Raw genomic sequence first — 26441 nt, 5'->3', positions numbered from 1 at the left:
AAATTTCTAATGAACATTCTGATTACCGGCGGTGCCGGATTTATCGGTTCGGCAGTTATCCGCCATATTATCACCCATACCGAACACCATATTATCAATGTCGACAAACTTACCTATGCCGGCAATTTGGAATCCCTCGCTTCCGTAGCCGACAACCCTCGCTACGCTTTCGAGCAAACCGATATCTGCAACCGCGTAGAATTAGACCGCATCTTTACAGAATACCGGCCTGACGCCGTGATGCATTTGGCTGCCGAGAGCCATGTCGACCGTTCTATCGATAGCCCAGCAGCCTTTATGGAAACCAATATTATCGGCACCTATACCCTTCTTGAAGCAGCTCGATCTTATTGGCAACAACTGCCAGCCGAAACTCAAAATAATTTCCGTTTCCATCATATTTCTACCGATGAGGTGTATGGCGACTTACACGGCAAGAACGACTTGTTTACCGAAACCACGCCCTACTCACCAAGTAGCCCCTATTCTGCCTCCAAAGCCTCAAGCGACCATCTTGTACGCGCATGGCAGCGCACTTACGGCCTACCGACACTGGTGACCAACTGCTCAAACAACTACGGCCCTTATCATTTCCCAGAAAAACTCATTCCTTTAATGATATTAAATGCATTGGCAGGCAAACCGCTGCCTGTTTATGGCGACGGCCAGCAAATACGTGATTGGTTATTTGTAGAAGATCATGCCCGCGCGCTCTATACTGTCCTTACCCGGGGCACAGTTGGTGAAACCTACAATATCGGCGGGCACAACGAGCAAAGCAATATTCATGTCGTACGTAGCATCTGTCAAATACTTGAAGAAATAGCTCCTCAAAAGCCCGATGGTGTAAACCATTACGAAGATTTGATTACGTTCGTTCCTGACCGTCCCGGGCATGATGTCCGCTATGCCATAGATGCCTCAAAAATCGAACGCGAATTAGGTTGGAAACCACAAGAAAGCTTTGAAAGCGGCCTGCGAAAAACCGTAGAATGGTATCTGAATCATACCGAATGGTGGCAACGTGTATTAGACGGTTCATATGCAATGGAGCGGCTCGGACACCCAACCACACGGGATCGGTAATACACACAAGCTATAACAAGGAATAAACGTATGAAAGGTATTATTTTGGCTGGCGGCTCAGGTACCCGACTCTATCCGGTTACCCGCGGCGTATCCAAACAACTACTACCAGTTTACAACAAACCGATGATTTATTACCCTTTATCGGTATTAATGCTAGCTGGTATACGTGAAATTTTAGTCATTACCACCCCTGAAGATAATGCGGCTTTCCGCCGTCTGCTCGGTGATGGCAGTGATTTCGGCATACGAATAGAATATGCCGTCCAACCCAGTCCTGATGGTCTGGCCCAAGCTTTTATCATAGGCGAGTCATTCATCGGTAACGACAGCGTATGCTTAGTATTGGGTGACAATATCTTCTACGGGCAATCATTCAGCCAAAGCCTGCAAAAAGCAGCAGCACAGAGCCATGGCGCAACGGTATTCGCCTACCAAGTAAAAGACCCGCAACGCTTTGGTGTTGTTGAATTCGACAAAGACTACTGCGCCCTTTCTATCGAAGAGAAACCAATCCAACCCAAATCACACTGGGCTGTAACCGGCCTGTATTTCTACGATAACAGAGTAACGGAATTTGCCAAACAGGTTAGACCGTCCGAACGGGGTGAGCTGGAAATTACCAGTATTAACCAAATGTACCTAGAAGACGGTTCGCTGAAAGTACAACTACTCGGTCGTGGCTTTGCCTGGCTAGATACCGGCACACATGAAAGCCTACATCAAGCCGCATCATTCGTACAAACCGTTGAAGAACTGCAAAATATGCAGATTGCTTGCTTAGAAGAAATTGCATGGCGCAATGGTTGGCTTTCAGACGGCCAACTCGAAACCCTGGCTGCACCTATGGCAAAAAACGAATACGGACGCTATCTGTTGCGACTACTGCAACATACCCATTAAACCAAAGGTGAAAATATATGAACATTATCGACACCGCCATTGCAGACGTTAAAATCCTAGAGCCGAAAGTCTTCGGCGATGATCGGGGGTTTTTCATGGAAACCTTTCGTGACGAATGGTTCCGAACCCATATCGCCCCCTGTACCTTCTTACAAGAAAACCATTCGAAATCATCTGCTAACGTACTGCGCGGCCTCCATTACCAAACCCGCAACACCCAAGGCAAACTGGTACGCGTGGTAGCCGGAGCAGTATTTGATGTCGCTGTCGACCTACGCCGCAACTCACCCACTCTTGGCAAATGGGTCGGTGCAGAACTATCAGCCGAAAACCGCCGCCAACTTTGGGTTCCCGAAGGCTTTGCCCACGGCTTTTATGTTTTGGGCGAAGGTGCCGAATTTGTCTACAAATGTACCGACTACTATAATCCCGAAGCAGAACACTGCCTGCTTTGGAACGATCCGGATATCGGCATAGACTGGCCACTAAAAGGCGAACCGCAACTTTCAGCTAAAGATTTGAATGGTTTACCGCTTCACAAAGCCCCAATATTAGATTAAATCTTATGGATAAAAACATCACTATCAGCATCAACCGTTTTCGTAGCGGCGGCGGTATGGAAAGCTATACTTTTGACCTTGTTAAATATTTAACGGCAATCCAACATCCGGTCAAAATTTATGCTACTACCTTCGATACCCAACTGCCTCTATACCAACACATTAAAGCTGTAGAGATTAATCAAAAACGTATTCCCAAAAAACTTAGGCCGTTCTTTTTCAGCCCACAGCTACAAAAATACCGCCAATCGAATGAATATTTAGTTGCTTGCAACCCTACTGACTATGCAGATGTATTTATCTGTGGCGGTACGCACTTGGGCTACCTAAAAGGCATGCAAAAGCAAGGAGGGATTCTTGATAAGCTCATTATCCATCGTAACCATACCAATTATAAAACTGCAAAGTCTATTATGGCACACTCACACTTAATGCAACATGAGCTTACCTCTTTGTACGGTATATCCCCTGAAAAAATCCATGTAGTTCATCCACCAGCAGATACCGAACGCTTTCAACCTGCCAACAAGGAGCAAATTTCTAGACTCAGAAAACAATACGGCTTTAATGAAAAAGATACGGTATTCTTGTTTCCCTCTACTGGGCATAAACGTAAAGGTTTAGATTTTCTAGCCGATTTTTTTGAACAAACAAACTTACCTGTTAAGCTTGCCGTTGCCGGCTCTCCATTACCACGTCCTATGAAAAATGTGATAGAGCTGGGCTTTTGTAAAAACATGCCCGAACTCTACCAAGCTGCCGATTACACCATTATGGCGTCACAATACGAACCATTCGGATTAATTGGCGTAGAATCGGTATTAAGCGGTACACGTGTCGTATTGGCAGACAATATGGGATGTTGTGAAGTATTGAATAACCAAGCTGGCTTTTTCTTTTCTCGTAATAACCCTCAAACTTTAGCTGAATATATTACCCAAGCTGTTATATTAAAACAAAACGGCAAACATAAGATTAATAACCCTTTACAGGCATTAAACTATAACCCCACCCTCTCATACCATATAAATCAACTCTGCAAGATGCTGGAACCTGCTTAGTTTGTTTGGAATATAAAAAATGAAACTAATTATTCTTGACCGTGACGGTGTTATTAACCACGACCGTGACGACTTTGTAAAAAATGTTGATGAGTGGATGCCGATAGAAGGCAGCATGGATGCCATAGCCCTTCTAACACAAGCAGACTATACCCTAGCAGTTGCTACCAACCAATCCGGCATAGGCCGCCACTATTTCACTATGCAAGACCTAACCGAAATGCACCAAAAAATGCACCGTTTAGTACAGCAGGCCGGCGGACACATCGATGGTATTTGGTTTTGCCCGCATACGGCCGACTCCGCATGTAACTGTCGCAAACCCAAACCCGGTATGATTGAAGATATTATCGACCGATTCAATGCCGAGGCCAAAGAAACTTGGCTGGTAGGAGACAGCCTACGCGATTTACAGGCAATTGCGGCGGTAGGCGGCAAACCCGCTTTAGTATTGACAGGAAAAGGTAAAAAAACACTTGCTACCCAAGCAGACCTATTACCTGAAAATACCCAAATTTTTGACGATCTGATGGCCTTTTCCCAGTATATCCGCGAGCAACAATCACCGGGGGCCGCGGACTGATATCTTTCTCCTAAATCCAATTTTTCAGGCGGCTCTTTCCCGAAGCAAAGCATGCCGTCTGAAAATATCCTTCTCCAAACATGCTACAATCCGCCTGATTTAGACGATTTAACCGGAATCATCATGCTGTTACTCCGAAATTTACTTTATTGGCTGTTATTGTGTCTGATTACCCCGCCGATGTTCTTATTTCTCTTTCCTCCTGCTTTACTGTTTCCAAATGGAGCAGGGAAAATGGGAAGATTATGGGCTCTTACCTTATTATGGATGCTAAAAAATATTATCGGCCTTAAATACCGCGTTATCGGCCGTGAAAATATCCCGGCAGGTCCTGCTATTATCTGCAGTAAGCATCAATCGGGATGGGAAACCTTAGCCCTTCAAGAAATATTTCCGCTGCATGTATATGTAGCCAAACGCGAACTGTTCAAACTTCCTTTTTTTGGCTGGGGCTTGAAGCTAACCAAAGCCATTGGTATCGACCGCAGCAACAGTGCGGAAGCCAGTCGACAATTGATGGAGCAAGGTATTGCCCGCCGCAATGAAGGCTTGTGGATTGCTATTTTTCCCGAAGGTACCCGTATGCCGCCGGGTGAACGTGGGAAATATCGTTATGGCGGAGCCCGTATGGCTAAAATGTTTGAAATGGATTTGGTACCCGTTGCACTCAATAGCGGTGAATTTTGGCCGCGAAATTCTTTTATGAAATACCCGGGCGAAATAACCGTTATTATCGGCCAACCCATCGCACACAATAGTGGCACACCCGAAGAAATGATGAAGCGATGCGAACATTGGATCGAAGAGCAGCAATCACAAATCAGCGGTGTTGGCCCGTGCGCCAAATCCCCAAAGGCCGTCTGAAATGGATAATGACTCATTAGCCGCCGTTGCTTTTGCAGCGGTGGCACTAATTTTCGGCTGGCAGCATTTTAATCGGGCTTTGGCAAACAATGCTATTCCTGCACTTTGGCGCCGTATTATTTTAGGAACTGCTACCGTAATTATTTTACTAAGCTTGCTTTATTATCTCGGCTGGCTATAAATGCAAATATCTCATACTCTTTCAGACGGCCTTTCTATCTGTTTGCATATAGTCCGCCGTGCGAAAAAAAACATTATCTTGCGCCCTATGCACGGTAACCAGATCAGCTTAAGCATCCCGCCTAAGCTCAACGAAAAACAACTTCGCTACTGGCTTCAAACCAACGAAAAAGTCTTACGTAATATTCTTAAACGCAATCTTGCGGAAACGCCTCCTGAAAACAATATTCCTCAAAAAATCTGGTATCGAGGCATATCACATGATGTGAGAAGCCACAATAAGCCCTATATTGAGATTGCCGAAAACCATATTTTTCTTCCTGAAAAAGAGCAGGAACAACAAAAAGCCCACTTGCTCCGCTTTTTAAGAACTCAAGCAGAAAATATCTTACTTCCACGCTTACAAACACATGCAGAACAATTAGAACTATTTCCCGCAGCCATAGCACTATCAAACGCCAAAACCTTTTGGGGAGTATGCCGTACCCAAAGCGGTATCCGCCTAAACTACCGTCTAATAGGCGCACCCGATTTTGTAATCGACTATGTATGTATACACGAGCTCTGCCACCTAGTTCATCCCAACCACAGTAAACAATTCTGGGCTGCCGTCAACCTCTATACCCCGCATACCATTAACGCTAAAACATGGTTAAAACAACACGGTAAAGAACTTTTTATACTTGAGTAAAATATTTTGCATTTTAAGCAACCATTCAATTTAAAACCGATAGATTGATCACTATTGATATAACCTACCAACAATAGACCAATCATCTTCATATTCAAACCAATATAAACCTATTTGGGAATATAAATAAAAGGCCGTCTGAAAATATATTTTCAGACGGCCTTAAAAAAACTCAAAATATCACGGCATCAGCATGCCACCATTAACATGCAATGTCTGCCCGGTAATATATTTAGCCTGAGGGCTGGCCAAAAACAAAACCGCATCAGCAATATCCTGAGCTTCACCGAAACAGCCCAGAGCCGTTTGCGCTTCAAACATCGCACGCTGCTCTTCAGGTAAAGCACGGGTCATATCAGTATCAATAAAACCAGGAGCGACACAATTCACAGTGATACCTCGGCTGCCTACCTCACGTGCCATAGATTTTGAAAAACCGATCAAGCCTGCCTTTGCAGCCGAGTAATTAGCTTGACCAGCATTTCCCATTACGCCGACAACGGAAGTAATATTGATAATACGACCACTGCGCTGTTTCATCATTCCGCGTAACACGGCCTTACTGGCACGGAATACCGATTTCAGGTTTACCTGCATAATAGAATCCCACTCTTCCTCTTTCATACGCATTAAAAGGTTGTCGCGGGTAATTCCGGCATTATTCACCAAAATATCCAATTTACCGTTTTCTTTTTCAATCTCGGAGATCAAAGCTTCAATACTACCTTCCGTAGCAGCATCCAATACTTTGCCCTCTCCGCCCCATTGCGCCAAGCGCTCGCCTATAGCGGCTGCACCGCTTTCAGAAGTAGCCGTACCGACAACTTTGGCACCAGCTGCCGCCAATGTATCCGCAATCGCCGCACCAATACCGCGCGAAGCACCTGTAACTAACGCAACTTTACCGGTTAAATTTTGTGAACTCATGAATCATCCTTTCTTTGGCAATCAGAATCGATATTGATACCGTACCCTAAAATCATTATTTCATATAAGAATTTTGACGATATTTTTTTGGCCTAAACCACTTATAAAATATTTTTCTATAAAACCTATTATAATACTTTTTTAATTTTTCCCTTTTTTCAAACCCAGACCACATTAATTCTTGAAAGTAAATTCCATTCTTAATATAAAACTCATAGTGCTTGTTATAAATTTTTAATAAGTTATTTGATTCATTTTCTTTGGAAATAGAATTAGAAACAGATGTTTTATTTTTTCTTTTCCTATAAAAAAATAAATATTCATTTATCTTAAATACCTTACCATTATTCTTTATAATAGAGATAAATAGATCCCAATCTTCATACATTGTAAGTGAAGTATCAAACCCTCCGACCTTATCAAATACTGACTTTCTAATCAATGCAGTAACATATATACAATTTTTTAATAAAAATCCAACTGTATCAAACTCCGGCAAATACCAAGGCTTATTTTCATTATCAAACAAAACAGCATTACTATAAACAATCGCGACATCATTATTAGACTCAGCCACAGCAACGCATTTTTCAATATAACTAGGATCTAATTTGTCATCCGAATCTAAACAAACTAAATATTTTCCCTTAGCATAAGCAATAGCATTTTGCCTAGCTACAGCACAATAAGCATTTTCTTGACTCAGAACTTTTAAATTGGCATTATTTTCCGCATAGTGCTCTAACAATCTAAGAGTACCATCTGTAGAACCATCATCAATAGCAATAACTTCAAAATTTTTATAAGTTTGAGCAAACAAACTCTCTAATGTTTCAGGTAAGTATTGCTCAACATTAAAACAGGGAATAATTACAGAAACTAAAGGATAATCAGCCAATATTATCTCCAATATATAACTCTATTGAGGAAGTGAAATTTTTTGATGTGGTTGAATATTTAAAATATATTTAATCCAGTTACCAAAGCTATATTTCTGGCGAATACCAATATCAATTTCATAGTATGGTAGCTCTAAAAAGTCATTTAACTTAGAAAAATCCTCACCATCCCAAACCAAAATATTGTTAGGATGATAAAAATCATAATTTAAAATCTTTGTGTTCGTAGTAATAAGCTTTTTTCTATATCCCAATGCTTCAAATGTTCGAAATGATAAGCCCGAATGTTCATCTATTACAAAATCAACCAGGACCCTGCTTTGCCGGCTTCTTTTTAAATTCTCTTCAAAAGAAATAAATCCATTATTTAATTTAATTCCATCAAGATAACAAGTTCTTTTTTCAACCTCTTTTCCGCACACTTGTATATCAGCTGAATACTTATTTGCTTTTATGTATCTTAAAAAATTATTGATTACATTCACTCTACAATCCATATGTGCCCCAATAAAATAAAAATCGCTCTTTATTTCATAACTATCATGCAGATCATAATCAAAGTAAAAGTTAGTTGCTGGATAAATATTTAATCCTGGAAATTCCAAATCACTCGAATCAAAAACATAAAACCGATCAAATATATCAATTACTGAATAAATCTCAGGAAATCGATGTAAGCCGTCAAACTGGTAATTAACAATACCATGTTTACTTTCTTTACTAATAAATTTTAGAAAATCTTGGCTATATATATGGCCATTTATAAATAATGCATAGTCTAAACTTACTCCTTGAATTCTCTCACTTGCCAAATATTTCAATCTTTTAGCTTTTAAACTGTGCTTATAGCTATAATCACGATAACGGATTTTTCTCCATCTACCATAAATTCTTTCACTTAAAGATGGCTTCCAATTATCAAAATCTTCTACAATATTAATTACATTAAATCCATAATACTGTAGATTCTTTTCAATTAGCTTATACATCCCTGCAAAAGATGGCATTCCAAATAAAATAGTTTTATTCATTAGACTCTCTTCAAAAGCTATAAAAATAAAACACGCTGACGCTGCACTTTTTTTATCATTCTTATAGGCTTCAACAATACATGTTGAATTCTTTCAGAAAATTTTTTTCTTTTTTTCTTTTTAGGCAAGTTATTAAAATTAAAAAACCTATCTTTTTCCAATTGACTTACTAATCCTTTTTGTTTATTTAAAACACTATCTTGAATACAGAGAGCCGGAGTTAATTGGTATAAGGAAAATTTAGGAATATTATTCAAGTAATCATAAACTAATACATCTACAGGATTTAAATCATAAGCTGACAAAGTATGTATCTTTTGGAGTAACAGTCTAATAGCCTGATTTGATATAATATAAGCACCACATCCACTATTGCTGCTTTCTAGAAATTTAAACTGTCTGCCTTGATATTCTTGTATTCCAGTTGATTTTAAATTAATTAAGCGCAACACGGTCTCCAAGCATAGGAAATATGCATCATTAGCAAATCTCTGCTCCAACCATAACGTATCTATTAAAAATTTTTCAGCCTGACTTCCTAAAACAATATCATCTTCAAAAATAGCAATATATGGCAAATTTTCTTCAAGACATTTCCGCCACAATACAAGATGACTCATTAAGCATGCCTTTTCTCCATCAGTCATATTGGGCTCATCTTGCAAACGCGGAAGCATCTTCACTATATGTTGCTGTAATTCAAGCGATGGTTGTAGTGCATCAAAAAATTTAAATGGTATATTTTTCGCATCAAACTCGTTTCTAATATGTTGTCTTCTTTCCTCTGCTTGAGGAAGACTAATAACATAATTATGCAACATATATAAATTCCGATGAAAAATTAGGACAATAGACAATATGAAAGTGCCGCCCAAAAAAACTTCAGACGGCTTACATCATTTTGACTTAACTACAGATTATTTTAAATTAATAAATGCTACCACCTGCTCCATATTAGTTAGAGCCGTACAAACAGCGGCTTTATTAATACGTTTGGCCAAACCTGCCAAGACCTTACCCGGACCGCACTCCGCTGATTCAGTGATACCACGTTCAACCAATGCATTAACGGTTTCAGTCCATCGTACCGGGCTGTAAAGCTGACGTACCAATGCATCTTTGATTTTCTCCACATCAGTATAAGCAGCCACATCGGCATTATGGATTACTTCGATTTCCGGACGGGTAATTTCCACGTCTTGTAATGCTTCTGCCAATTTTTCAGCAGCCGGCTTCATCAGGCTGCAATGCGAGGGTACAGATACCGGTAAGGGTAAAGCGCGCTTGGCTCCTGCTTCTTTTGCTAATGCAATTGCACGCTCCACGGCAGCAGTATGGCCGGCAATAACAACCTGGCCGGGCGAATTGAAATTAACAGCTTCGACTACTTCGTTTTGCGCCGCTTGAACACAAATGTTTTTTACCTGTTCATCTTCCAAACCCAAAATAGCAGCCATTGCTCCCACTCCGGCCGGTACGGCAGACTGCATCAATTCGGCACGCAAACGTACAAGTTTGACGGCATCTTCAAATTTCAATGCACCTGCAACTACTAAAGCCGTATATTCGCCCAAGCTATGACCTGCCACAACTTTAGGTGCCTGCCCACCTGCTTCAAGGTATGCACGGTAAGTGGCTACACCGGCAGCCAACATCAGCGGCTGGGTATTTACGGTTTCATTAATCGGCCCTGCATCTTCGGCATTCATCATAGCCCATAGGTCTTGGCCAAGAGCCGCAGAAGCTTCATCAAAAGTTGCTTTTACAACGTTACTTTCATTAAAACCGTTCATCATACCTAGGCTTTGCGAGCCTTGGCCGGGAAAGAAAAAGGCAAAGTTCATAATGTTTCAACTCTTTTACATAAAAATATTCAAGAAAAATCCACACCAACTGCATAATAAAAGCAAACCGGCAAACACTGATTTCTTTTATTTTAAGATGCTTCCCTCATACTATTGAGAGCCGCTTCCGTTTGGTTGTGATATTCGGCACCATGCAGCTTCATACTCATCCCTTTAGGCGCCCCAACTGCAAACTGTAAGCTGTTTGTCAGCGATTCAGCAAAATTTCCACAATACAACTTACTACCCTGGTGATTTAGATTAGAATTTGCATCTGCATAAATTTTACCGCCGATATCACGCCATAATTTGCAAAATCCATAATCTTCAGACAAATAACGTCCACTATCCGGATGCACCATTACATCAAAAAAGCGGTAATGCAGTCCCTGATCGGCAACACCTAGTGTATCAGGTACATAACGCAATTGAGGATAGGCAGATATCATACGCTCAAATACGCTGCGTTTGATCAGCATAAATCCGGTAGGGGTCTCGTCTACTTCAAAAAAGCCGTCTGAACCGATGTTTATTTCAACTTCTCCGTTACTGTTGCATTGACTATGTTTACAGTATAACGGGTATATTGTGCTTCGAACTGCTGCCGTGTCATGCCCTGAGGAAGTCCGCCTAGCGGCCAATTTTCATGCTTGAGCGGATAAACCCCACAAGCGACATCGTAATCCGATAGTAATAAACGGATTGCCGCCTGCGGTGAAAATCCAATATCGCTATCTATCCAAAAAAGATGTGTCCACTGGGAATGAGATAAAAACTCGGCTACTGCATTATTTCTTGCCCGCGTAATCAGACTCTCTCCGCGTTGAAGGGATATCTGGCAAACCAAAACCATAGTCATAAGAGGCTGATAGCAGGTTTAACAATGACTATGTATAATTTTGAAAATATTTACCGTCATGACTGGGCGTCATTACTACGGGAAACATCTTTTTTAATTCGCTCTCGGGCAGCATAAAAATCTTATCCTAAATTACGACAACCCGTTCGACCCGAATTCAACGGTTAGCAAATGGGAAAGCCAATCCAAAATACCCGACCACACCAATAGTGACGTAACCAAAATATTTATCAATACGGTAATCCAAAAGCAAGCAACAAACGGCTGTTTGGTAGTTTTATGGCGCCAGAAGAAACGCCCAAGCAATGCTCCGGGCCAACCGCCTATCAGGCCTACCGCCAACAAAGTCGACTCCGGTATCCTGCCGGCAAAACCCCTATAGGCTCCAAATGCCAAAGCGCGCTGTTTATCATGCCGGTACATCAACCAAGCGACTATGCTCCACACTGCATACCACAATGCCAACGGCCAAAAACGATACGTTAAAAAAGCCACATAAACCAGTATAAAAAATATATATAACGATATTTTGTATTTCCGCGGCACTAAGTATTTCTTTCCTGTTTCTGTGGAAGAGATAGAGGGCGATAAATGGGCATATTCGTCTTTTAATACCACTTTCACAGCTCGCTTACTTTCTTCCTCGCCGAATGGGCGGCATAGAAAATTAACAACTGCGCCCTCGAAAGGCTGCTTTCCATCTTGGCAAGCTGATAAATAAAATAATACACGCTCATTACCGTATTGTATGAAACCGTAATCGCGACTTTTATCCCAATAAACAACACGCCCTTCCAACAACGTATTGATGGGGATGGAACTTTCTTGTTTTACCTGAGGCTCATCATCCCAGCTAACTCGATAATCCTCTTCAGCTTCAGCCTCAAGACCGGTTGTCACAATATTTTTTGTAATATCCGCCGAATGAGGTGAATCCGAAAGCTGTTCTACATCTAAATGGTCTACGCTAACAACATCGTCCAGTATCCATTGTCCATTACCATGCTGCAACAATAGCCCTTCTAGCATGCTTCCATCCTCTGGTACACGACGCTGGTCACGTAGGGACGGTCCTAAAATAAACACTTGCACCGGCCTGTCATCACCATAAAAACCATATCCGCCGTTGCGTTGGAAATCCCAATATTCGAGCACCAAACGCACCCTCTTTCCTTCAGGCGGCGGTTTCAGGCGTTCTACGGCAAGCGCCAGCGGGCGGCTTTTAGCATCGACTCCCAAACCATAGCAAACTTCGTCTCCTGCTTTCGGGAATTTATAATCTCCGGCAAGCTGTTCTGCTGTCAGCATCACATGCCTCCCCCTATTTTCATCCGAGCGGATCGCTCCGATTTTACGGTCATCAAACCAATAGCTGACCGTTCCGTAATGTTTATTGTGCTTCATTATTATTTTTTAAGTTGATTTATAAAATAAAAATAAGGCCGTCTGAAGGCTTCAGACGGCCTCTAGGCCTTTAGTATTTTACCAGCACCGCCCCCCATGCAAAACCACCTCCTATACCTTCAAGCAGTAAAGTCTGCCCTCGGCGTATTTTCCCGCTACGGATACCCGTATCCAAGGCAAGCGGAATGGAGGCTGCTGAAGTATTTGCATGCTCTTCTACCGTCAGAATCACCTTATCCATACTCAAACCCAAATGTTTGGCGGTAGCTTCAATAATCCGCTTATTAGCCTGATGAGGCACAATCCAATCGATTTCCTCCGCCGAAGTGCCGGTTTGCTCCAAAACATCCTCTGCTACTTTGGCCAATGTTTTTACTGCAAACTTAAATACACCGGGTCCGTCCATTTGCACAAACGGCGTACCGGTGATTTTGCCACCGGCGATTTGCCCCGGCACTTGCAACAAAGGTAAATAATTACCGTCTGCCTGCAGTTTTCCACCGATAATGCCCGGTTGCTCTGAAGCGCCCAACACGACTGCACCCGCACCGTCACCAAACAACACACAAGTGCTGCGGTCGTTCCAGTCCACAATCCGACTGAATATTTCGGCCCCGATAACTAATGCTTTTTTAGCCATACCGCTTTGAATATACGCCTGAGCGGTAGTGAGAGCATACATAAAGCCGGCACATACTGCCGCCACGTCAAAAGCAGCGCATCCAGCGATACCCAATTTATTTTGAACGATCGTCGCGGTAGAGGGAAACTGCATATCAGGCGTAGCCGTTGCAAGTACAATCAGATCGATTTCTCCCGCATCTACACCAGCAGCCAGCAGAGCTCTTTTGGCTGCTTCTGTCGCCAAATCACTGGTTTTTTCATTATCTGCCGCAATATGCCGGGCTTTAATACCTGTTCTCGTGGTAATCCACTCATCAGAGGTATCTACCTTTTGTGCCAGTTCGTCATTAGTCACACGGCTAGCCGGCAGATAACTGCCCGTACCGAGAATTTTGGCGTATTGCATGGTTTTAGCCTTTACTGGTTTGCATCGTTAAGATGCGATTGTAGTCAAAACACTCTAATTACTCAATGCCGCCAAGCCTATTTATCAGGGCTGCATCGCAAAAGCATCCCAACATTTACCAATATTTAGTCCAAATTATTGGCCATGGCCGCCTGTTCTGCTTCCATTTTCTTTTCCGATAAAACCGATAACTGGGCCGCAACACCTTCTTCTATTCTTGCCAAGCTTCCCGCCTTAGCTTCGTGGTATGCCTCTTCCAAAGCATAGGTAAATCCGACCGCATCTGTACCACCGTGGCTTTTAATGACCACTCCGCGCAACCCTAGGAAGATAGCACCGTTAAAACGGCGTGGATCCAGCTTGTTTTTAAAGCTCTTTAGTGCAGGGAGTGCAAATAAGGAAGCGGCCTTGGTAAACAGGCTGCTTTGAAATTCCTGCTTAATTGCGCTGCCCATAAATTTCACTGCGCCTTCAATGGTTTTTAGCATAATGTTACCTACGAAGCCATCAGCCACCACTACATCAACTTGCCCTCCAAATACCGCGTTACCCTCTACATTGCCGATAAAATTCATATCACTGCTTTTGAGCAAACGATAGGCTTGTTTAACAGTATCCGTACCTTTTATATCTTCCGTTCCGACATTCAGCAAACCGATACGTGGTGCGCCTTTCTCAGGGTACAATGCTTGAACAAGGGCACCGCCGATAACTGCGAACTGCACCAAATGCTCACTGGTACAATCAACATTTGCGCCCAAATCCAACATCAAAGTCATATGATTACCGGCAGATGGCAAAAACTTGGCAATAGCCGGCCGTTCAATACCGGGAATGGTTTTCAACACAAAACGTGCCGTTGCCATCAATGCACCGGTATTTCCAGCCGATACAGCGGCTTGAGCCCGCCCTTCCTTCACTTGGTTGATCGCCACTCGCATCGAAGAGTCTTTTTTATTTTTCAATGCCGACTGCGGCGGTTCGTCCATTTCAACCACTTGGGTAGCATGGCAGATTTCAATCCGATCCAATGGGGCTTTTGCTGCAGTCAAAGCCACACGGATTTTCTCTTCATCCCCCACCAAAATGAGCTTTACCTGCTCTTGTTGTTTTAAGAAAGCCAATACGCCCGGGATAGTGACATCCAGTCCGGCGTCTCCTCCCATAGCATCTACAGCCAAAGTAATCATTATCTATCCCCTTTCTTTTCAGACGGCCTTTGTCTTGGAAACGCAAGGCTGAAAGGATTTATCTGTCTATAAAAAAACACCGCAGCAAATCTGCTGCGAGATCATAGTTTTAATGCGGGCCGATCGCAGCCAAACGATTATGCTCGTCAAGCTCTTCCGCATCCCAAGGATAATTAATCCACCAGTCTTCCACAGTAATGCCGCTGAAATAAGGCATTCCCTCCGGTAGCTGGCCGACTTTATTCTTGATTTTTTCATGCAATACGGCAACACCAATAGTGCCGAAATCTTCTTTCGCCAGCTCTTTTAATACAAATTCCAACGTTACACGACTATCATCCACCTCATCAACGACAAGTACGTTTTTACCGGACAATACATCCGGCACTGGATCCAACCACTGGACTTTTTTAACTTCTTCAGTAGTTTTACCTTCATATTCGCTGTCGTAATAAGCAGTGGTTACAGCATAAATCGGAATATCAAGAAAGCAGCGCAAAATACGGGCAGGAATAAAACCTCCACCACCGATCGCAATCATGGCATCATACTTCACACCCGAAGCCTGAATTTTTTCTGCCAATGATTTGATAACGCGGTGGATATCATCATAGGTGTACCAAATTTTTGTTGTCATGGCTGAAACTACCACTAAAACGGCTCAGGCAAGCGAACCGCTGTTTGTTTAACGGAAAAAAGCCAGTAATTGCAGCTCAAAGGCAATCGTCTGGCTTTCGTCTTATTAGAAAAGGCAAAATAAAGATTATTCGCCTTTGGTTTTTACCACTTTACGGCCACGGTACATACCGTTGGGAGAAATGTGGTGCGGGCGGTGCACTTCGCCGGTAGCGCTGTCAACAGACAGAGCAGGCGCAGTCAACGCATCATGAGAGCGGTGCATACCGCGTTTAGAGGGAGATTTTTTGTTTTGTTGAACGGCCATTTCAAGCTCCTAAATTTTAAAATACAAATGGGTTAGCGGCTGCTTTTCAGCCCTGCCAATACGGCGAAAGGATTGGGTTTGTCTTGATTGACTTCAGTCAGTACAACATTTCCGCAATCCTCATGCCGCGGCGAAAACGGTAAAGCCATCAGGATTTGGTCTTCGAGCAACGCACGCACGTCCAATTCTTTCTCAAGCAGCATGCCCTCCAACTCATCATCGGCCAGCATGGCTTCGTCCAAACTGTTTTCATCAGCAAACAATACAATACGGCTTGCTTCATCAAACCGGAACGGCATCGGTTTTACACACCGCTGACAAATCAACGGTACGTCGCCTTTGAGCTCCAGTTCCAGAAACAAACGTTGCAAACGGTCTCGTCCGCCTTGTAGGGTAAACGATACCTTAGCTTGAGTGTCTGCCAAATATTCGTGCGACCAAACGCGTTCGTCAAGCTGATTCAGTATCAACTCGCCCTGCAAACGGCGCTTTTCAGCTGCGAACACCTCGGGGTCAATCAAAATAGGGTCTAACATAAACGGGGTATGATATAATTTTGAAAGCTTAACGTCAATGTTTTTACATATTTTATACAGATGAATACCTACTTACCAATTATTTTGGGTTCAACTTCCATCTTCCGCCGGCAGCAGCTGGAAACACTGGGACTATATTTCGAAATCGCAAAACCTGAGTGCGATGAAACACCCCTATCAGGCGAGACACCTGAAACGACTGCCCTCAGGCTCGCAAAAAACAAAGCATATTCCTTAGCTGGAAAATTTCCGAAGGCCCTCATCATCGGTGCCGACCAAGTGGCCTACTGTAACGGCAGACAATTAGGCAAGCCCATGAGCGTAGCAAAAGCACAACAAATGCTAAAGGAACTATCAGGACAGCACATTGACTTTTACAGTGCCCTATGCCTACTGAATACCGCCACCGGCAAACTGCATAGCTATGTTGACCATACTACCGTCACTATGAGGGTTTTGAGCTCTGAACAGATCAGCCGCTATCTGGAACGAGAACCGGACGCTATATATTGTGCCGGAGCAGCGAAAAGTGAAGGGCTCGGCGCCGCTCTACTTTCACGGATTGAAACAACCGACCCCAACGCATTAATCGGCTTACCGCTTTTCCGATTGGTCGACTTTCTCAATACCGAAGGTATTTATATCGTATAAGAAAACAATAAATACTTATGGGTTGCATTATCTAACATTTTACCACCGACATTTAAAACGCCGTATATGAAACCAATTCTCTATCTTATCCCAACCCCCCTAGGCACTGCCGATACGCCCTGCTTATTACCTCACGAGCAGGCTCAAATTATTAATTTAAAAGACTTTGTTGTTGAGGCAGAAAAAACAGCCCGCGCCCATCTCAAACACTTAGGCGTTACGACACCTATTCGTGAATTAAATTTAAAACCGCTCAACGAACACACCCCACAAGAAATCTTACCCGAGCTTTTGGAGCCTATGCACGAAGGCCGAAGCCTCGGATTACTCAGTGAAGCCGGCTGCCCGGCAATAGCCGACCCCGGCGCTAACTTAGTTGCACTGGCACACACGCACGGCTTTGAAGTACGTCCCCTTATCGGCCCTTCAAGCCTATTACTGGCAATGATGGCTTCCGGTACAAACGGGCAAAATTTTGCCTTTAAAGGCTACCTGCCTACTGATAAAACAGAACGTTTGCAGGCATTAAAAAAACTAGAGCAGCATTCGCGAATAGAAAATGAAACCCAATTATTTATCGAAACGCCCTATCGGAATGATTCTCTACTCGAAGATGCCATAAATATACTGCACCCTGATACCCGCCTTTGCATCGCTTGCGACTTAACCTTACCCACCCAAAACATCATCAGCCTGCCTATATCCGAATGGCGCAAGCGCAGCGAATTACCTCAACTAAAAAAGCGCCCTACTATTTTCGTACTACATTCAGGCAGATAACCGTCAAAATTTTGACTGGATAAAACCCGTTTCCTCCAAACTGTAAACAAAACTTGCTAAAAAGCGGATTACTATCTATAATGTCCAGCTTAATCGGAATGTAGCGCAGCCCGGTAGCGCACTTCGTTCGGGACGAAGGGGTCGGAGGTTCGAATCCTCTCATTCCGACCAAAAATTTTAAACCTGCTTTGATAAAATCAAAGCAGGTTTGTTTTTTATTTCAAAATAATATGGCTCAGCTTAGGGCAAATATAAACCGAATCCAGCCTTTTCATCCCCTCAAGATACTATCTTCATATTTCCCATAGTATGGCCTATTTACTCAGCCAAGCTTTTATATTTCTACACCATGGTCAATCCCGATGCACTTATCCCACATGTACCCGGCAATCATTGGAAATGCAATCAAACCCAAGCCTCAATAATTTTCAGACGGCCTCTAAATTTTTAATCAACTTAAAAATACGCGCCCTATAATCAGCAAAATAAAAGGCCTACATGTTTCCATGCAAGCCTTAATTAAAAATGGGGCTGTATTAGATTAGCCTTAAATATCACACCAAATTCGCAAGATTTTAAGTTGCTCTTTTGGTGTACCAAAGTTAAAACGAAATTCGCATTCTTTCAAGAATAAAGGGAAAGATTTTCGGTCAATTCCATTGTACTTTCGTAGAACGCGCTTTGCCTGATTCCAGAAGTTTTCAATACCGTTGATATGGTTTTGACGGTCGACAAAAAGCTCTGAATGATTGATTCTGTGATGCGTAAATTCACTCACATCTAGCACATCATAGCTTTTGTAATAGTCCGTATAAACAATGCTATCAGGCATTATTTTTCGTTTAATAACAGGTAGTAAAGTATCTTGTTTGGTATTTTTAACGACAACAGTATAAACCTTGCCTTGACGTTTCAAAATACCAAATACCGCTACTTTCCCAGCCGCTCCGCGACCGCGTTTGCCTTTTCGTTGTCCACCAAAATAACTCTCATCAAGCTCGATTGAACCATCAAAGATTTCATCAGCTTGAAGCTCTAAATGATAGGCAATGACTTGGCGAATTTTACGGTAAAACAGAGCTGCTGAATTGGGGTTAATATCCAATAAATTGGCAGCAGAACGGGCGGTTACCTCAAGTACAAAAAATTCAAGCAACTTTTTTTGTACTTTTTTAGATAGTTTACAGTATGTTATCTTCATTTTTAAAGGGTAACATAACTGCCAATCTAATACAGCCCCTTAAAAATTACAGCAACCCCTGTTTTTTCATCCGCTTATAAATCACCACCATAATGGCAATGTTCACAATAAAAACCATACAGTGAACAAAATTAAACCGTTTTACAACCTCGTACAACTCAACAGGGACAAACAAACCGTAAGCAATAAAACTAAACCAATAACCCCAAGTTCGTTCACGATATAGCCCATAGCCTTCACCAAAACGAATCAGGGCATAAATTACCAACATAGTGATAACAGCATATACGTTGTGAATCGCCGTTTGGCTCAATGCATACAATTTATCGATTTGATAAACAAGAAAGCGACCAAAAAAATGATGTAAACCTTCTGTTAGCACTTGTGCTAATAACGATAGTTTATCCCGATCGTACCAAATTACGGCAGCGGTAAGCAGTGCCAGAATTCCTTTGCCTACCTCATACAATGCAATGAACTGAACAGCAGAAAACGAACGGGGCTTTTCCATCATTATTTTTCTTTCAGACGGCATCAGAATGATCAGTCAACGAGAAATCCAGAAAATGGATTCTATCTGCAAATCATAAAACCATACTGAAATTCCAACATTAAACAGAGCTTATACCTGCCTTTATTGATACAACCGGCATATAGAATATGCTTATTTTTTACGGCGGCGCTCGCCCGGCAGAGGCATATCCGCCCACTTCATAATATTGGCCACCTCTGCAGGATTCAACTCGTAAAACTGACCACGTTTCAAACGGTTGGGTAATCCTATCGGGCCAAAACCCACACGAACCAGCCGGCTCACAGTCAAACCTTGGCTTTCGAAAATACGGCGTACTTCGCGGTTTCGGCCTTCTTTAATCACCACGTTATACCATTTGTTCGCACCCTCTCCGCCCTGCTCGTATATGCGCTCTACTTTTGCCAAACCGTCTTCGAGCATCACGCCCTCTTCAGTCAGCATTTTCATTTGCTCGGTCGTCAACTCGCCCAACACACGGACGGCATATTCGCGCTCTACCTCAAAACTTGGATGGGCAAACCGCTGTACCAACTCACCCGAAGTAGTGAGAATCAGCAAACCGCTGGTATTGATATCCAATCGGCCGATAGCAACCCAGCGGCTGCTGGCGGCTTGCGGCAAACGGTCGAAAATGCTGATCCGGCCTTGCGGATCGTCTCGCGAAACAATCTCGCCTTCTTGCTTATAATACAGAATCACACGCGGCAAACGGTCGGCCCATTTCAGGTTAATCACCTGACCTTTCACCAATACCTGATCACCCGGAGCGACTTTTTCACCCAAACCGGCCACTCGCCCGTTAACTTTCACCAAGCCCTGTGCAATCCATTCTTCCATTTCACGCCGCGAGCCTACGCCTGATGCAGCCAACGCCTTTTGCAAGCGTACTGGTTCGATATATTCGGCATCTACACGCTTATCTTTCAAATCTCGTACACGGTCTTGGATTTTTTGGTTGGGCGAACGCACCACTAATTTCTTTGCCCGTGCGACACGCACTTTTGGCGCACTTTGCTCATTGCCAGTGGTATTTTTTAATTTATCATTAGCTTGCGACTTACCTTTAGCCGCTTGCATCTGTGCTTTCGGACTACCCGAGCGTTTGGCTTGAGGTTTGCGGGTAGTAGGTTTGGTGCCCACACCGTCCCTAAACTCCCGTTTGCTGGTAGGTTGTTTACTTTTCATGACATATCTCCTAACTGTCTTCAAACAGTTCTTCTGCGGCTTATGCGGCAGGATGGTTAAAACGGTGCGGCGCTTGCCCACCTCATTTAGCCCGATAACACCAATTAAACGCCTTTAAAATCATTTAATCCGTATTACGGTTTTCAGACGGCCTTTAATTTAATAAAGTGCCGCCGTTTTCTGATGCAGAAACGTTTTCTACCGCTTCCACTATATCTTTCTCAATCTCTTCGCTATCATCTTCAGGCGGGGGTTCCATCAAATCCGGCAACACCAATTCACCCAATTCGGTAAGCGGCGGCAGCTCGGTTAAATCATTCAACTGCAAATCGGTTAAAAACGCCTCTGTGGTCGCCCACAAAGCCGGCCGTCCAACCGTATCCCGATGGCCGATTACCTCAATCCAACCTCTGTCTTGAAGCGTCTGCATCACATTACTGGACACCGCTACGCCCCGTATGCCTTCGATATCACCTCGGGTAACAGGCTGTTGGTAAGCGATAATCGCCAGTGTTTCCATTACAGCCCGCGAGTAACGCGGTGCGCGCTGCTCCTGCAAACTGCCCAAACGCTCGAATGCACGGGCATCAATTTGGAAGCGCCAGCCCTCATGTGTGTGAACCAACTGCAATGCACGGTTGTACCAACGTGCTTTCAGTGTAGAAAGTACGTCAATCAGCTTATCTGCGGAAAGCGGCGGCACACACAACTCTCGCATGGCTTTTTCGCTCAAGGGCTCGATTTGGGTTAACAGTGCGGCTTCTATCAGCGCATCGGGAGAAAGTTTATCGTTCATTCTTAAAATATTATTTTTTCAGACGGCCTGAAATAATGTGGAACCGTCTGAAACCATATCATATCGGTTTACCGTTTTTTTGAATAATTACAGTATTTCAGGCATACGGTTTGCGGCCATTTTATTTTTCAGACTCTTGCGGATAGCATTCCTTAAATGTTCGGCCCGAAGCATTCTTCCATTCAGCTCTACCATTCGCGTTCTTACCAATTACCATCACAGCCGCATAACTGACACTGCTAAATATCTGATCTTGATTCAATCGGTATTGTTTGGAATTTACCGGCGACAACAAGCCCTCTGAAAGCCATTGTTGACGCAGTATTTCAATAGCGCGCGGCGCATATGAAGCATACTCGCTATTGATCAAAGAACCCGCCATTACAATAAATTGCTTACCGTCCTCATGTAAAAAGCCACGCGCATCCGCAACGCCACGTTTACAATAAAATATCTCCCTATTGTTTTCAGACAGCCTCTCATCAGCCGTTGTTTCAACGGATAAAGTTTTTCCATTTTCCACCACAACACCCGAAGCGCATATCTCAGGCAATACAGCAGCCTTCTCTTCCGTGAAAAAATCCTGATTCAATACCGCCAATAGGGTTTCGATTTCATCAAAAATATTCTCGCAGTCCGATCTGATCGAATCATGCAGATGGCGATGGTTGTTTCCGGCCGTTCCATTTTCCAACACCAGCCGTCCCGCCTTCTGCACATGCTCGATAGCGGTTTTCTCAAGATAATACAAATGATCGAACGTACGGAAATCGTTATTTAAAACAACGGCAAATGCCCGTTGCCAAAACGGTTTGTTTTTGTCATGCGTTTTCAGACGCGCGCCCAAATCGGAAGTTTGCCCGATGTAGAGCTGACCGTCTCCGAGCAGCAGGTAAATACCCATATTTGCCGCTTCGTTCATTTGACAAAATTTTCCCAGCTCAGCGCGCGGAATATCAAACAGGCGGATATTGCTGTTACTGCTGCGCTCTACTTTGCGGATACTGCGCGGATTACCGTCGGGTAAAAAAATTCTGATGGTTTGCGAACGTGGTTTCGACATGGTTTCCGTAATGCAATCAAATTTGAACCGGTATTTTTCAGACGGCCCGTATATTGCCAAGCCGTCTGAAAATATTGTTTCATCAAATTAACATTTAATGCTCTTGCAGGGGTTGGCCTTTACGCGCCGCTTTTCTCGCCTCGCGTTCGGCTTTTAACGCCGCCTCGTGCTGCCGGGCTTTTTTCAACCAATTTTCCCACTGTTGCGGCGTTTCCAAAGTAATGCGGCCGATTTGGCCGTCGCGAAAATCAGTTAACGTATTTTCGGCGGCTTTTTGGTAGTTGATGCGCCCGCCCGGCAATAATGCGCCGCGTTTACGTCCTATCCATTCCAACCACTCGTCATCACGCCAGTGGCTGCTTGCATCTCTATCGGCTTGGTAACGCTCCTGCAACAACGACAAATAATGACGGCGCAGATAGTCCAAAAGCTCAAGTGCTACGGTTTCCTCATCCAAAGCATTACGCCCCACCGCACCGCTGGCAGCCAGATTATAACCGCTTTCCTCTACAATGATTTTAGGCCATAGCATTCCCGGCGTATCGTACAACCAAAAATCATCGGCCAAAAACAAACGTTGCTCGGCTTTAGTAATCCCGGGTTCATTACCCGTTTTGGCTGACTTTTTACCCAGCATACCGTTAATCAAGGTAGATTTGCCCACATTGGGGATACCGCAAATCAATACCCTCAACGGCTTGTCGACACCTTTACGGTTTGGCACCAACTTTCGGCAGGCTTCAATTAATTTGGCAGCTGCCCCTCGGTCTGAGGCATCCAGCGCAATCGCATTGGTATTAGGACGGCTTTGAAACTCAGCCAGCCACACAGCGGTACGCTCCGGATCCGCCAAATCCTGTTTATTTAAAATCTTCAATTTCGGTTTATCGGCTGAAAGCTTTGCCAACAGCGGATTTTCGCTGGAAGCCGGCAACCGGGCATCGAGTACCTCGATCACCATATCAACACTTTTAAGCCTTTCAATAATGGCTTTTTTGGCCTTGTGCATGTGGCCGGGATACCATTGGATTGCCATATTGTTCTCTTTAATTTTTTATTTCATAATTGGCAGAGGCCCATTATTAGGCCAGGTTATTTTTGGCTTTTATTGAGTTATCAAACCAATATGCCGTCTGAAAATATCTCGGAAAAGAATAATGTATTTCAGGCAGCACCAAGGCTGCCTGAAAATAAAACTGCATTATAGCAGATTGTATTTCTAAGCTTTTAACTTTTCAAAGCAATAACGATTCCATACTGTTTAACGCATGGCTAAATTCTGTGCCTGGCGGTGGCGTACCAGAAGTTCATACTGACCGGAAAGCCGTTCCGCCAAGCGCTCAACCATATAAACCGAACGGTGCTGGCCACCAGTACAACCGATGCCTATGGTGACATAACTACGGCTTTCTATCTGCATTCTCGGCAACCAACGGGAAAGAAATAAGTTGATATCCTCAAGCATTTCACCCGCTAAAGGCTGGGCATCAAGATAATCTTGAATTTCTTTATCCATGCCGTTAAACGGCCTTAATTCAGGATCATAATAGGGATTAGGCAGGCTGCGCATATCGAATAAGAAATCGACGTTGGTCGGCACGCCGTATTTGAAACCAAAAGATTCCAAAATAACCAATAAGCCCTTACGCTGGATTTGTAACCATTGCTGTACGGTATAACGCAACTGTTGGGCATTCATCTTAGAAGTATCAATGCAGTATGCTATTTCTCTAAGCGGCGATAGGGCTTGCCTTTCTTGATTCAAACTTTCCAACAGTGTGAGATTTTGACCAGATAGGGGGTGGCTTCTGCGTGTTTCGGAAAAACGCCGTACCAATACGCCTTCCTCAGCCTCCAAAAACAGCACTTCGACTTCATGGCCCTGGTTTCGAAGATTTTCAATATGCTTTCGTGCTTCACACAAATCAATGCGTGAACGGATATCGACACTGATTCCCAAATTTTCTACAGTCTCTTCACCGATATGGTAAAGAATAAGTGAGGGTAAAAGTTTGAGCGGAAGATTATCGACGCAAAAATAACCTAAATCTTCCAATAATCTTAGCGCAACCGATTTCCCCGAACCGGAAAGACCGCTAATTAGAACTATTTTCATGGTTGAGTTCGTCTTCTTTTAACATAGTTTGATGGCGTTCGAGAAATTCTTTGGTGCTGTCTTTACCCCGTAATTGCAAGATATAGTTCCGCACCGCAGCTTCTACCAAAACAGCAAGGTTTCGACCTATCGCTACCGGCAGGGTCACCGAACGTACACTTACATCTAAGATGGATTCGGTTTCGGTACGGATACTCAATCTGTCGAGCCGCTTCATATACTCATCATCAGCTGCAACCAAATTAATGATTAATTGAAGTATTTTTTTAGGTCGGATAGAGGTTTCGCCAAAAATATGGCGGATATTCAACACCCCTAAACCGCGTACTTCCAAGAAATCACGCAACATCGGCGGACAGCGTCCGTCCAATGTTTCCGGGCCTGTTCGGTAAAGCTCCACCGCATCATCTGCAATCAAGCTATGTCCCCGTGAGATCAATTCCAAAGCCAGCTCACTCTTACCTAAGCCCGATTGCCCTGTAATCAACACTCCCACTTCGAATACATCCAAAAACACACCGTGCTTTACCGTGGAAACAGCCAAAGTTCGCTGCAGATAAATCCGCAACACATCCATTAGATATGGGCTTTCCAGCTTTGAAGTCAGCAGCGGTACATTATGGGTATGGCAATAATCACGCAAAATAGGCGGCACAGGCAGGCCATTAGCGACAATCACCAGCGACATCGGGAAATCAAACAATTGGTCGAAACTGTATGAGATATCACCGTTCTCAACGCGCTGCAGATAATCGACTTCGGCAACACCTAACACTTGCACTTGATTGGGATGGATAAAATTCAAATGGCCGACCAGCGCCAAAACGGGCTTGTCGGCCTCTACGCCGATGCGGTTGTCGGCACCTGCCGTACCGGCTGCCCAAGCCAACTGCAATTTGGTTTGATTATCTTGATACAGGCGGCGGACAGAAACACTCGGCATAATATTTACTCTTCGGTTAGCAGGTGCTGTACCTCTGTGGGATCGGTTGCAGTCATCAAGGCTTCCCGTACTGCTTTTTGTGAAAATTTGCCCGCCAGCTTAGACAAAACTTCGAGGTGCTGGCCCGTCGCATTTTCAGGCACCAACAATACGAAAACAAGCGAAACAGGCTTACCGTCAGGCGCATCGAAAGCAACCGGTTCTTTGGTACGGATAAACGCACCGACAGCTTTTTTTACAGAAGCATGACGACCGTGGGGGATGGCAACGCCCTGCCCCAAACCGGTAGTACCTAGTTTTTCACGGGCAAAAAGACAATCGAAAACATCCGCCCGTGCCAAACCGGCCTCATTTTCCAACAGCAGACCCACCTGTTCGAACAGACGTTTTTTACTGCTAACTTCCAAATCTAATAAAATATGGGAGATGGGCAAAATTTCGCCGATAAGGCTCATAGAACTTCTCTTTAGTAAGTAAGCAAAACAATCGCTGATTGTACCGAGTGTTGTTTTAAATCTCAATCTTTGCAAAGTATTTTACATTTGCAACGGCAACATAATCAGCACAATTCCAAAAATAA

Annotated in this window: 32 protein-coding genes and 1 tRNA gene; 11 read left to right on the top strand and 22 right to left on the bottom strand. The window is 43.6% G+C overall.

Going from position 1 to position 26441, the window contains the following annotated elements; translation table 11 throughout:
* The first annotated feature begins 9 nt into the window (after positions 1–9).
* From rfbB to LVJ86_RS02830, 8 genes are all read left to right on the top strand, one after another.
* Positions 10–1086: a dTDP-glucose 4,6-dehydratase gene (gene rfbB, locus LVJ86_RS02865; protein ID WP_047761104.1), complete on the top strand. Its 1077-nt coding sequence runs from the start codon at positions 10–12 to the stop codon at positions 1084–1086.
* A gap of 30 nt (positions 1087–1116) precedes the next feature.
* On the top strand, positions 1117–1989 hold the full coding sequence (gene rfbA / locus LVJ86_RS02860) for a glucose-1-phosphate thymidylyltransferase RfbA (RefSeq protein WP_047761103.1): 873 nt from the start codon (positions 1117–1119) through the stop codon (positions 1987–1989).
* Positions 1990–2006: 17 nt separating this feature from the next.
* A complete protein-coding gene (gene rfbC / locus LVJ86_RS02855) occupies positions 2007–2549 on the top strand; it encodes a dTDP-4-dehydrorhamnose 3,5-epimerase (protein ID WP_047761102.1) in 543 nt (180 codons plus the stop codon).
* A gap of 5 nt (positions 2550–2554) precedes the next feature.
* Entirely contained in the window at positions 2555–3610 is a 1056-nt protein-coding gene (locus LVJ86_RS02850) for a glycosyltransferase family 4 protein (protein WP_047761101.1), read from the top strand.
* 19 nt (positions 3611–3629) lie between these two features.
* Positions 3630–4193: a D-glycero-beta-D-manno-heptose 1,7-bisphosphate 7-phosphatase gene (gene gmhB, locus LVJ86_RS02845; RefSeq protein WP_047761100.1), complete on the top strand. Its 564-nt coding sequence runs from the start codon at positions 3630–3632 to the stop codon at positions 4191–4193.
* 123 nt (positions 4194–4316) lie between these two features.
* Positions 4317–5057 (top strand): lysophospholipid acyltransferase family protein, encoded by a 741-nt coding sequence (locus tag LVJ86_RS02840; RefSeq protein ID WP_047761177.1) that lies wholly within the window; start codon positions 4317–4319, stop codon positions 5055–5057.
* Between the two features lies 1 nt (position 5058).
* The gene (locus tag LVJ86_RS02835) at positions 5059–5238 is read left to right on the top strand and encodes a hypothetical protein (protein WP_047761099.1); all 180 of its coding nucleotides are present in this window, start codon (positions 5059–5061) and stop codon (positions 5236–5238) included.
* Complete coding sequence (locus tag LVJ86_RS02830) at positions 5239–5928, top strand: M48 family metallopeptidase (RefSeq protein ID WP_047761098.1); 690 nt, start codon at positions 5239–5241, stop codon at positions 5926–5928.
* A 180-nt stretch (positions 5929–6108) separates the two neighbouring features.
* On the opposite strand, the gene fabG is transcribed toward LVJ86_RS02830, so the two are convergent.
* The 13 genes from fabG to LVJ86_RS02765 all read right to left on the bottom strand — a co-directional run bounded on the left by fabG (position 6109) and on the right by LVJ86_RS02765 (position 16591).
* Positions 6109–6855: a 3-oxoacyl-ACP reductase FabG gene (fabG, locus tag LVJ86_RS02825; RefSeq protein WP_047761097.1), complete on the bottom strand. Its 747-nt coding sequence runs from the start codon at positions 6853–6855 to the stop codon at positions 6109–6111.
* Positions 6856–6910: 55 nt separating this feature from the next.
* Positions 6911–7753 carry a glycosyltransferase family 2 protein gene (locus LVJ86_RS02820; RefSeq protein ID WP_235284604.1) on the bottom strand — a complete coding sequence of 281 codons (843 nt, stop codon included), beginning with the start codon at positions 7751–7753 and terminating at the stop codon, positions 6911–6913.
* A 21-nt stretch (positions 7754–7774) separates the two neighbouring features.
* Positions 7775–8785, bottom strand: a complete 1011-nt coding sequence (locus LVJ86_RS02815) for a WaaS/CpsH family glycosyltransferase (protein ID WP_047761096.1) — start codon at positions 8783–8785, stop codon at positions 7775–7777.
* A gap of 17 nt (positions 8786–8802) precedes the next feature.
* Complete coding sequence (locus LVJ86_RS02810) at positions 8803–9606, bottom strand: glycosyltransferase family 25 protein (protein ID WP_047761095.1); 804 nt, start codon at positions 9604–9606, stop codon at positions 8803–8805.
* Between the two features lie 96 nt (positions 9607–9702).
* Complete coding sequence (gene fabD / locus LVJ86_RS02805) at positions 9703–10629, bottom strand: ACP S-malonyltransferase (RefSeq protein ID WP_047761094.1); 927 nt, start codon at positions 10627–10629, stop codon at positions 9703–9705.
* A 92-nt stretch (positions 10630–10721) separates the two neighbouring features.
* Entirely contained in the window at positions 10722–11108 is a 387-nt protein-coding gene (locus LVJ86_RS02800; protein ID WP_235284603.1) for a hypothetical protein, read from the bottom strand.
* A 50-nt stretch (positions 11109–11158) separates the two neighbouring features.
* The gene (locus LVJ86_RS02795; RefSeq protein WP_235284602.1) at positions 11159–11488 is read right to left on the bottom strand and encodes a hypothetical protein; all 330 of its coding nucleotides are present in this window, start codon (positions 11486–11488) and stop codon (positions 11159–11161) included.
* A 132-nt stretch (positions 11489–11620) separates the two neighbouring features.
* Positions 11621–12892, bottom strand: coding sequence for a DUF1294 domain-containing protein (locus tag LVJ86_RS02790; protein WP_082131255.1), 1272 nt, complete (start codon positions 12890–12892; stop codon positions 11621–11623).
* A gap of 70 nt (positions 12893–12962) precedes the next feature.
* Complete coding sequence (locus LVJ86_RS02785; protein WP_047761093.1) at positions 12963–13922, bottom strand: beta-ketoacyl-ACP synthase III; 960 nt, start codon at positions 13920–13922, stop codon at positions 12963–12965.
* 125 nt (positions 13923–14047) lie between these two features.
* A complete protein-coding gene (gene plsX / locus LVJ86_RS02780) occupies positions 14048–15112 on the bottom strand; it encodes a phosphate acyltransferase PlsX (RefSeq protein WP_047761092.1) in 1065 nt (354 codons plus the stop codon).
* Between the two features lie 109 nt (positions 15113–15221).
* Complete coding sequence (locus LVJ86_RS02775; RefSeq protein ID WP_047761091.1) at positions 15222–15749, bottom strand: phosphoribosyltransferase; 528 nt, start codon at positions 15747–15749, stop codon at positions 15222–15224.
* Positions 15750–15875: 126 nt separating this feature from the next.
* Positions 15876–16055 (bottom strand): 50S ribosomal protein L32, encoded by a 180-nt coding sequence (rpmF, locus tag LVJ86_RS02770; RefSeq protein WP_047761090.1) that lies wholly within the window; start codon positions 16053–16055, stop codon positions 15876–15878.
* A 32-nt stretch (positions 16056–16087) separates the two neighbouring features.
* Entirely contained in the window at positions 16088–16591 is a 504-nt protein-coding gene (locus tag LVJ86_RS02765) for a YceD family protein (protein ID WP_047761089.1), read from the bottom strand.
* A 60-nt stretch (positions 16592–16651) separates the two neighbouring features.
* Here LVJ86_RS02765 and LVJ86_RS02760 point away from each other — a divergent pair, with 60 nt between their 5' ends.
* From LVJ86_RS02760 to LVJ86_RS02750, 3 genes are all read left to right on the top strand, one after another.
* Positions 16652–17242, top strand: coding sequence for a Maf family protein (locus tag LVJ86_RS02760; protein ID WP_047761088.1), 591 nt, complete (start codon positions 16652–16654; stop codon positions 17240–17242).
* Positions 17243–17308: 66 nt separating this feature from the next.
* Positions 17309–18022 carry an SAM-dependent methyltransferase gene (locus LVJ86_RS02755; RefSeq protein ID WP_047761087.1) on the top strand — a complete coding sequence of 238 codons (714 nt, stop codon included), beginning with the start codon at positions 17309–17311 and terminating at the stop codon, positions 18020–18022.
* Between the two features lie 94 nt (positions 18023–18116).
* Positions 18117–18193, top strand: a tRNA-Pro gene (locus tag LVJ86_RS02750).
* Between the two features lie 376 nt (positions 18194–18569).
* Here the strand turns inward: LVJ86_RS02750 and LVJ86_RS02745 are convergent.
* The 9 genes from LVJ86_RS02745 to ptsN form a co-directional block, all read right to left on the bottom strand.
* A complete protein-coding gene (locus LVJ86_RS02745) occupies positions 18570–19223 on the bottom strand; it encodes an IS1595 family transposase (protein ID WP_244702549.1) in 654 nt (217 codons plus the stop codon).
* Positions 19224–19269: 46 nt separating this feature from the next.
* Positions 19270–19734 carry a DUF2127 domain-containing protein gene (locus LVJ86_RS02740; RefSeq protein ID WP_047760765.1) on the bottom strand — a complete coding sequence of 155 codons (465 nt, stop codon included), beginning with the start codon at positions 19732–19734 and terminating at the stop codon, positions 19270–19272.
* A gap of 153 nt (positions 19735–19887) precedes the next feature.
* On the bottom strand, positions 19888–20835 hold the full coding sequence (locus LVJ86_RS02735) for a pseudouridine synthase (RefSeq protein ID WP_414629254.1): 948 nt from the start codon (positions 20833–20835) through the stop codon (positions 19888–19890).
* A gap of 262 nt (positions 20836–21097) precedes the next feature.
* Positions 21098–21739, bottom strand: a complete 642-nt coding sequence (gene scpB, locus LVJ86_RS02730; RefSeq protein ID WP_047760647.1) for an SMC-Scp complex subunit ScpB — start codon at positions 21737–21739, stop codon at positions 21098–21100.
* A gap of 121 nt (positions 21740–21860) precedes the next feature.
* The gene (locus LVJ86_RS02725) at positions 21861–22802 is read right to left on the bottom strand and encodes a GIY-YIG nuclease family protein (protein ID WP_053008316.1); all 942 of its coding nucleotides are present in this window, start codon (positions 22800–22802) and stop codon (positions 21861–21863) included.
* Between the two features lie 94 nt (positions 22803–22896).
* The gene (gene ylqF / locus LVJ86_RS02720) at positions 22897–23838 is read right to left on the bottom strand and encodes a ribosome biogenesis GTPase YlqF (protein WP_047760648.1); all 942 of its coding nucleotides are present in this window, start codon (positions 23836–23838) and stop codon (positions 22897–22899) included.
* 225 nt (positions 23839–24063) lie between these two features.
* Positions 24064–24918, bottom strand: coding sequence for an RNase adapter RapZ (rapZ, locus tag LVJ86_RS02715; RefSeq protein ID WP_047760649.1), 855 nt, complete (start codon positions 24916–24918; stop codon positions 24064–24066).
* Positions 24899–25861, bottom strand: coding sequence for an HPr(Ser) kinase/phosphatase (gene hprK, locus LVJ86_RS02710; protein ID WP_047760650.1), 963 nt, complete (start codon positions 25859–25861; stop codon positions 24899–24901). Before hprK ends, rapZ begins: the two co-directional genes overlap by 20 nt.
* A gap of 5 nt (positions 25862–25866) precedes the next feature.
* A complete protein-coding gene (gene ptsN, locus LVJ86_RS02705) occupies positions 25867–26316 on the bottom strand; it encodes a PTS IIA-like nitrogen regulatory protein PtsN (RefSeq protein ID WP_047760651.1) in 450 nt (149 codons plus the stop codon).
* Positions 26317–26441: the final 125 nt, after the last annotated feature.

The sequence above is a fragment of the Neisseria arctica genome, assembly GCF_022870905.1.
Taxonomy (GTDB): domain Bacteria; phylum Pseudomonadota; class Gammaproteobacteria; order Burkholderiales; family Neisseriaceae; genus Neisseria; species Neisseria arctica.
Note: the sequence above shows the minus strand (reverse complement) of the source record. Positions and strands in the feature narration are given on the sequence as shown.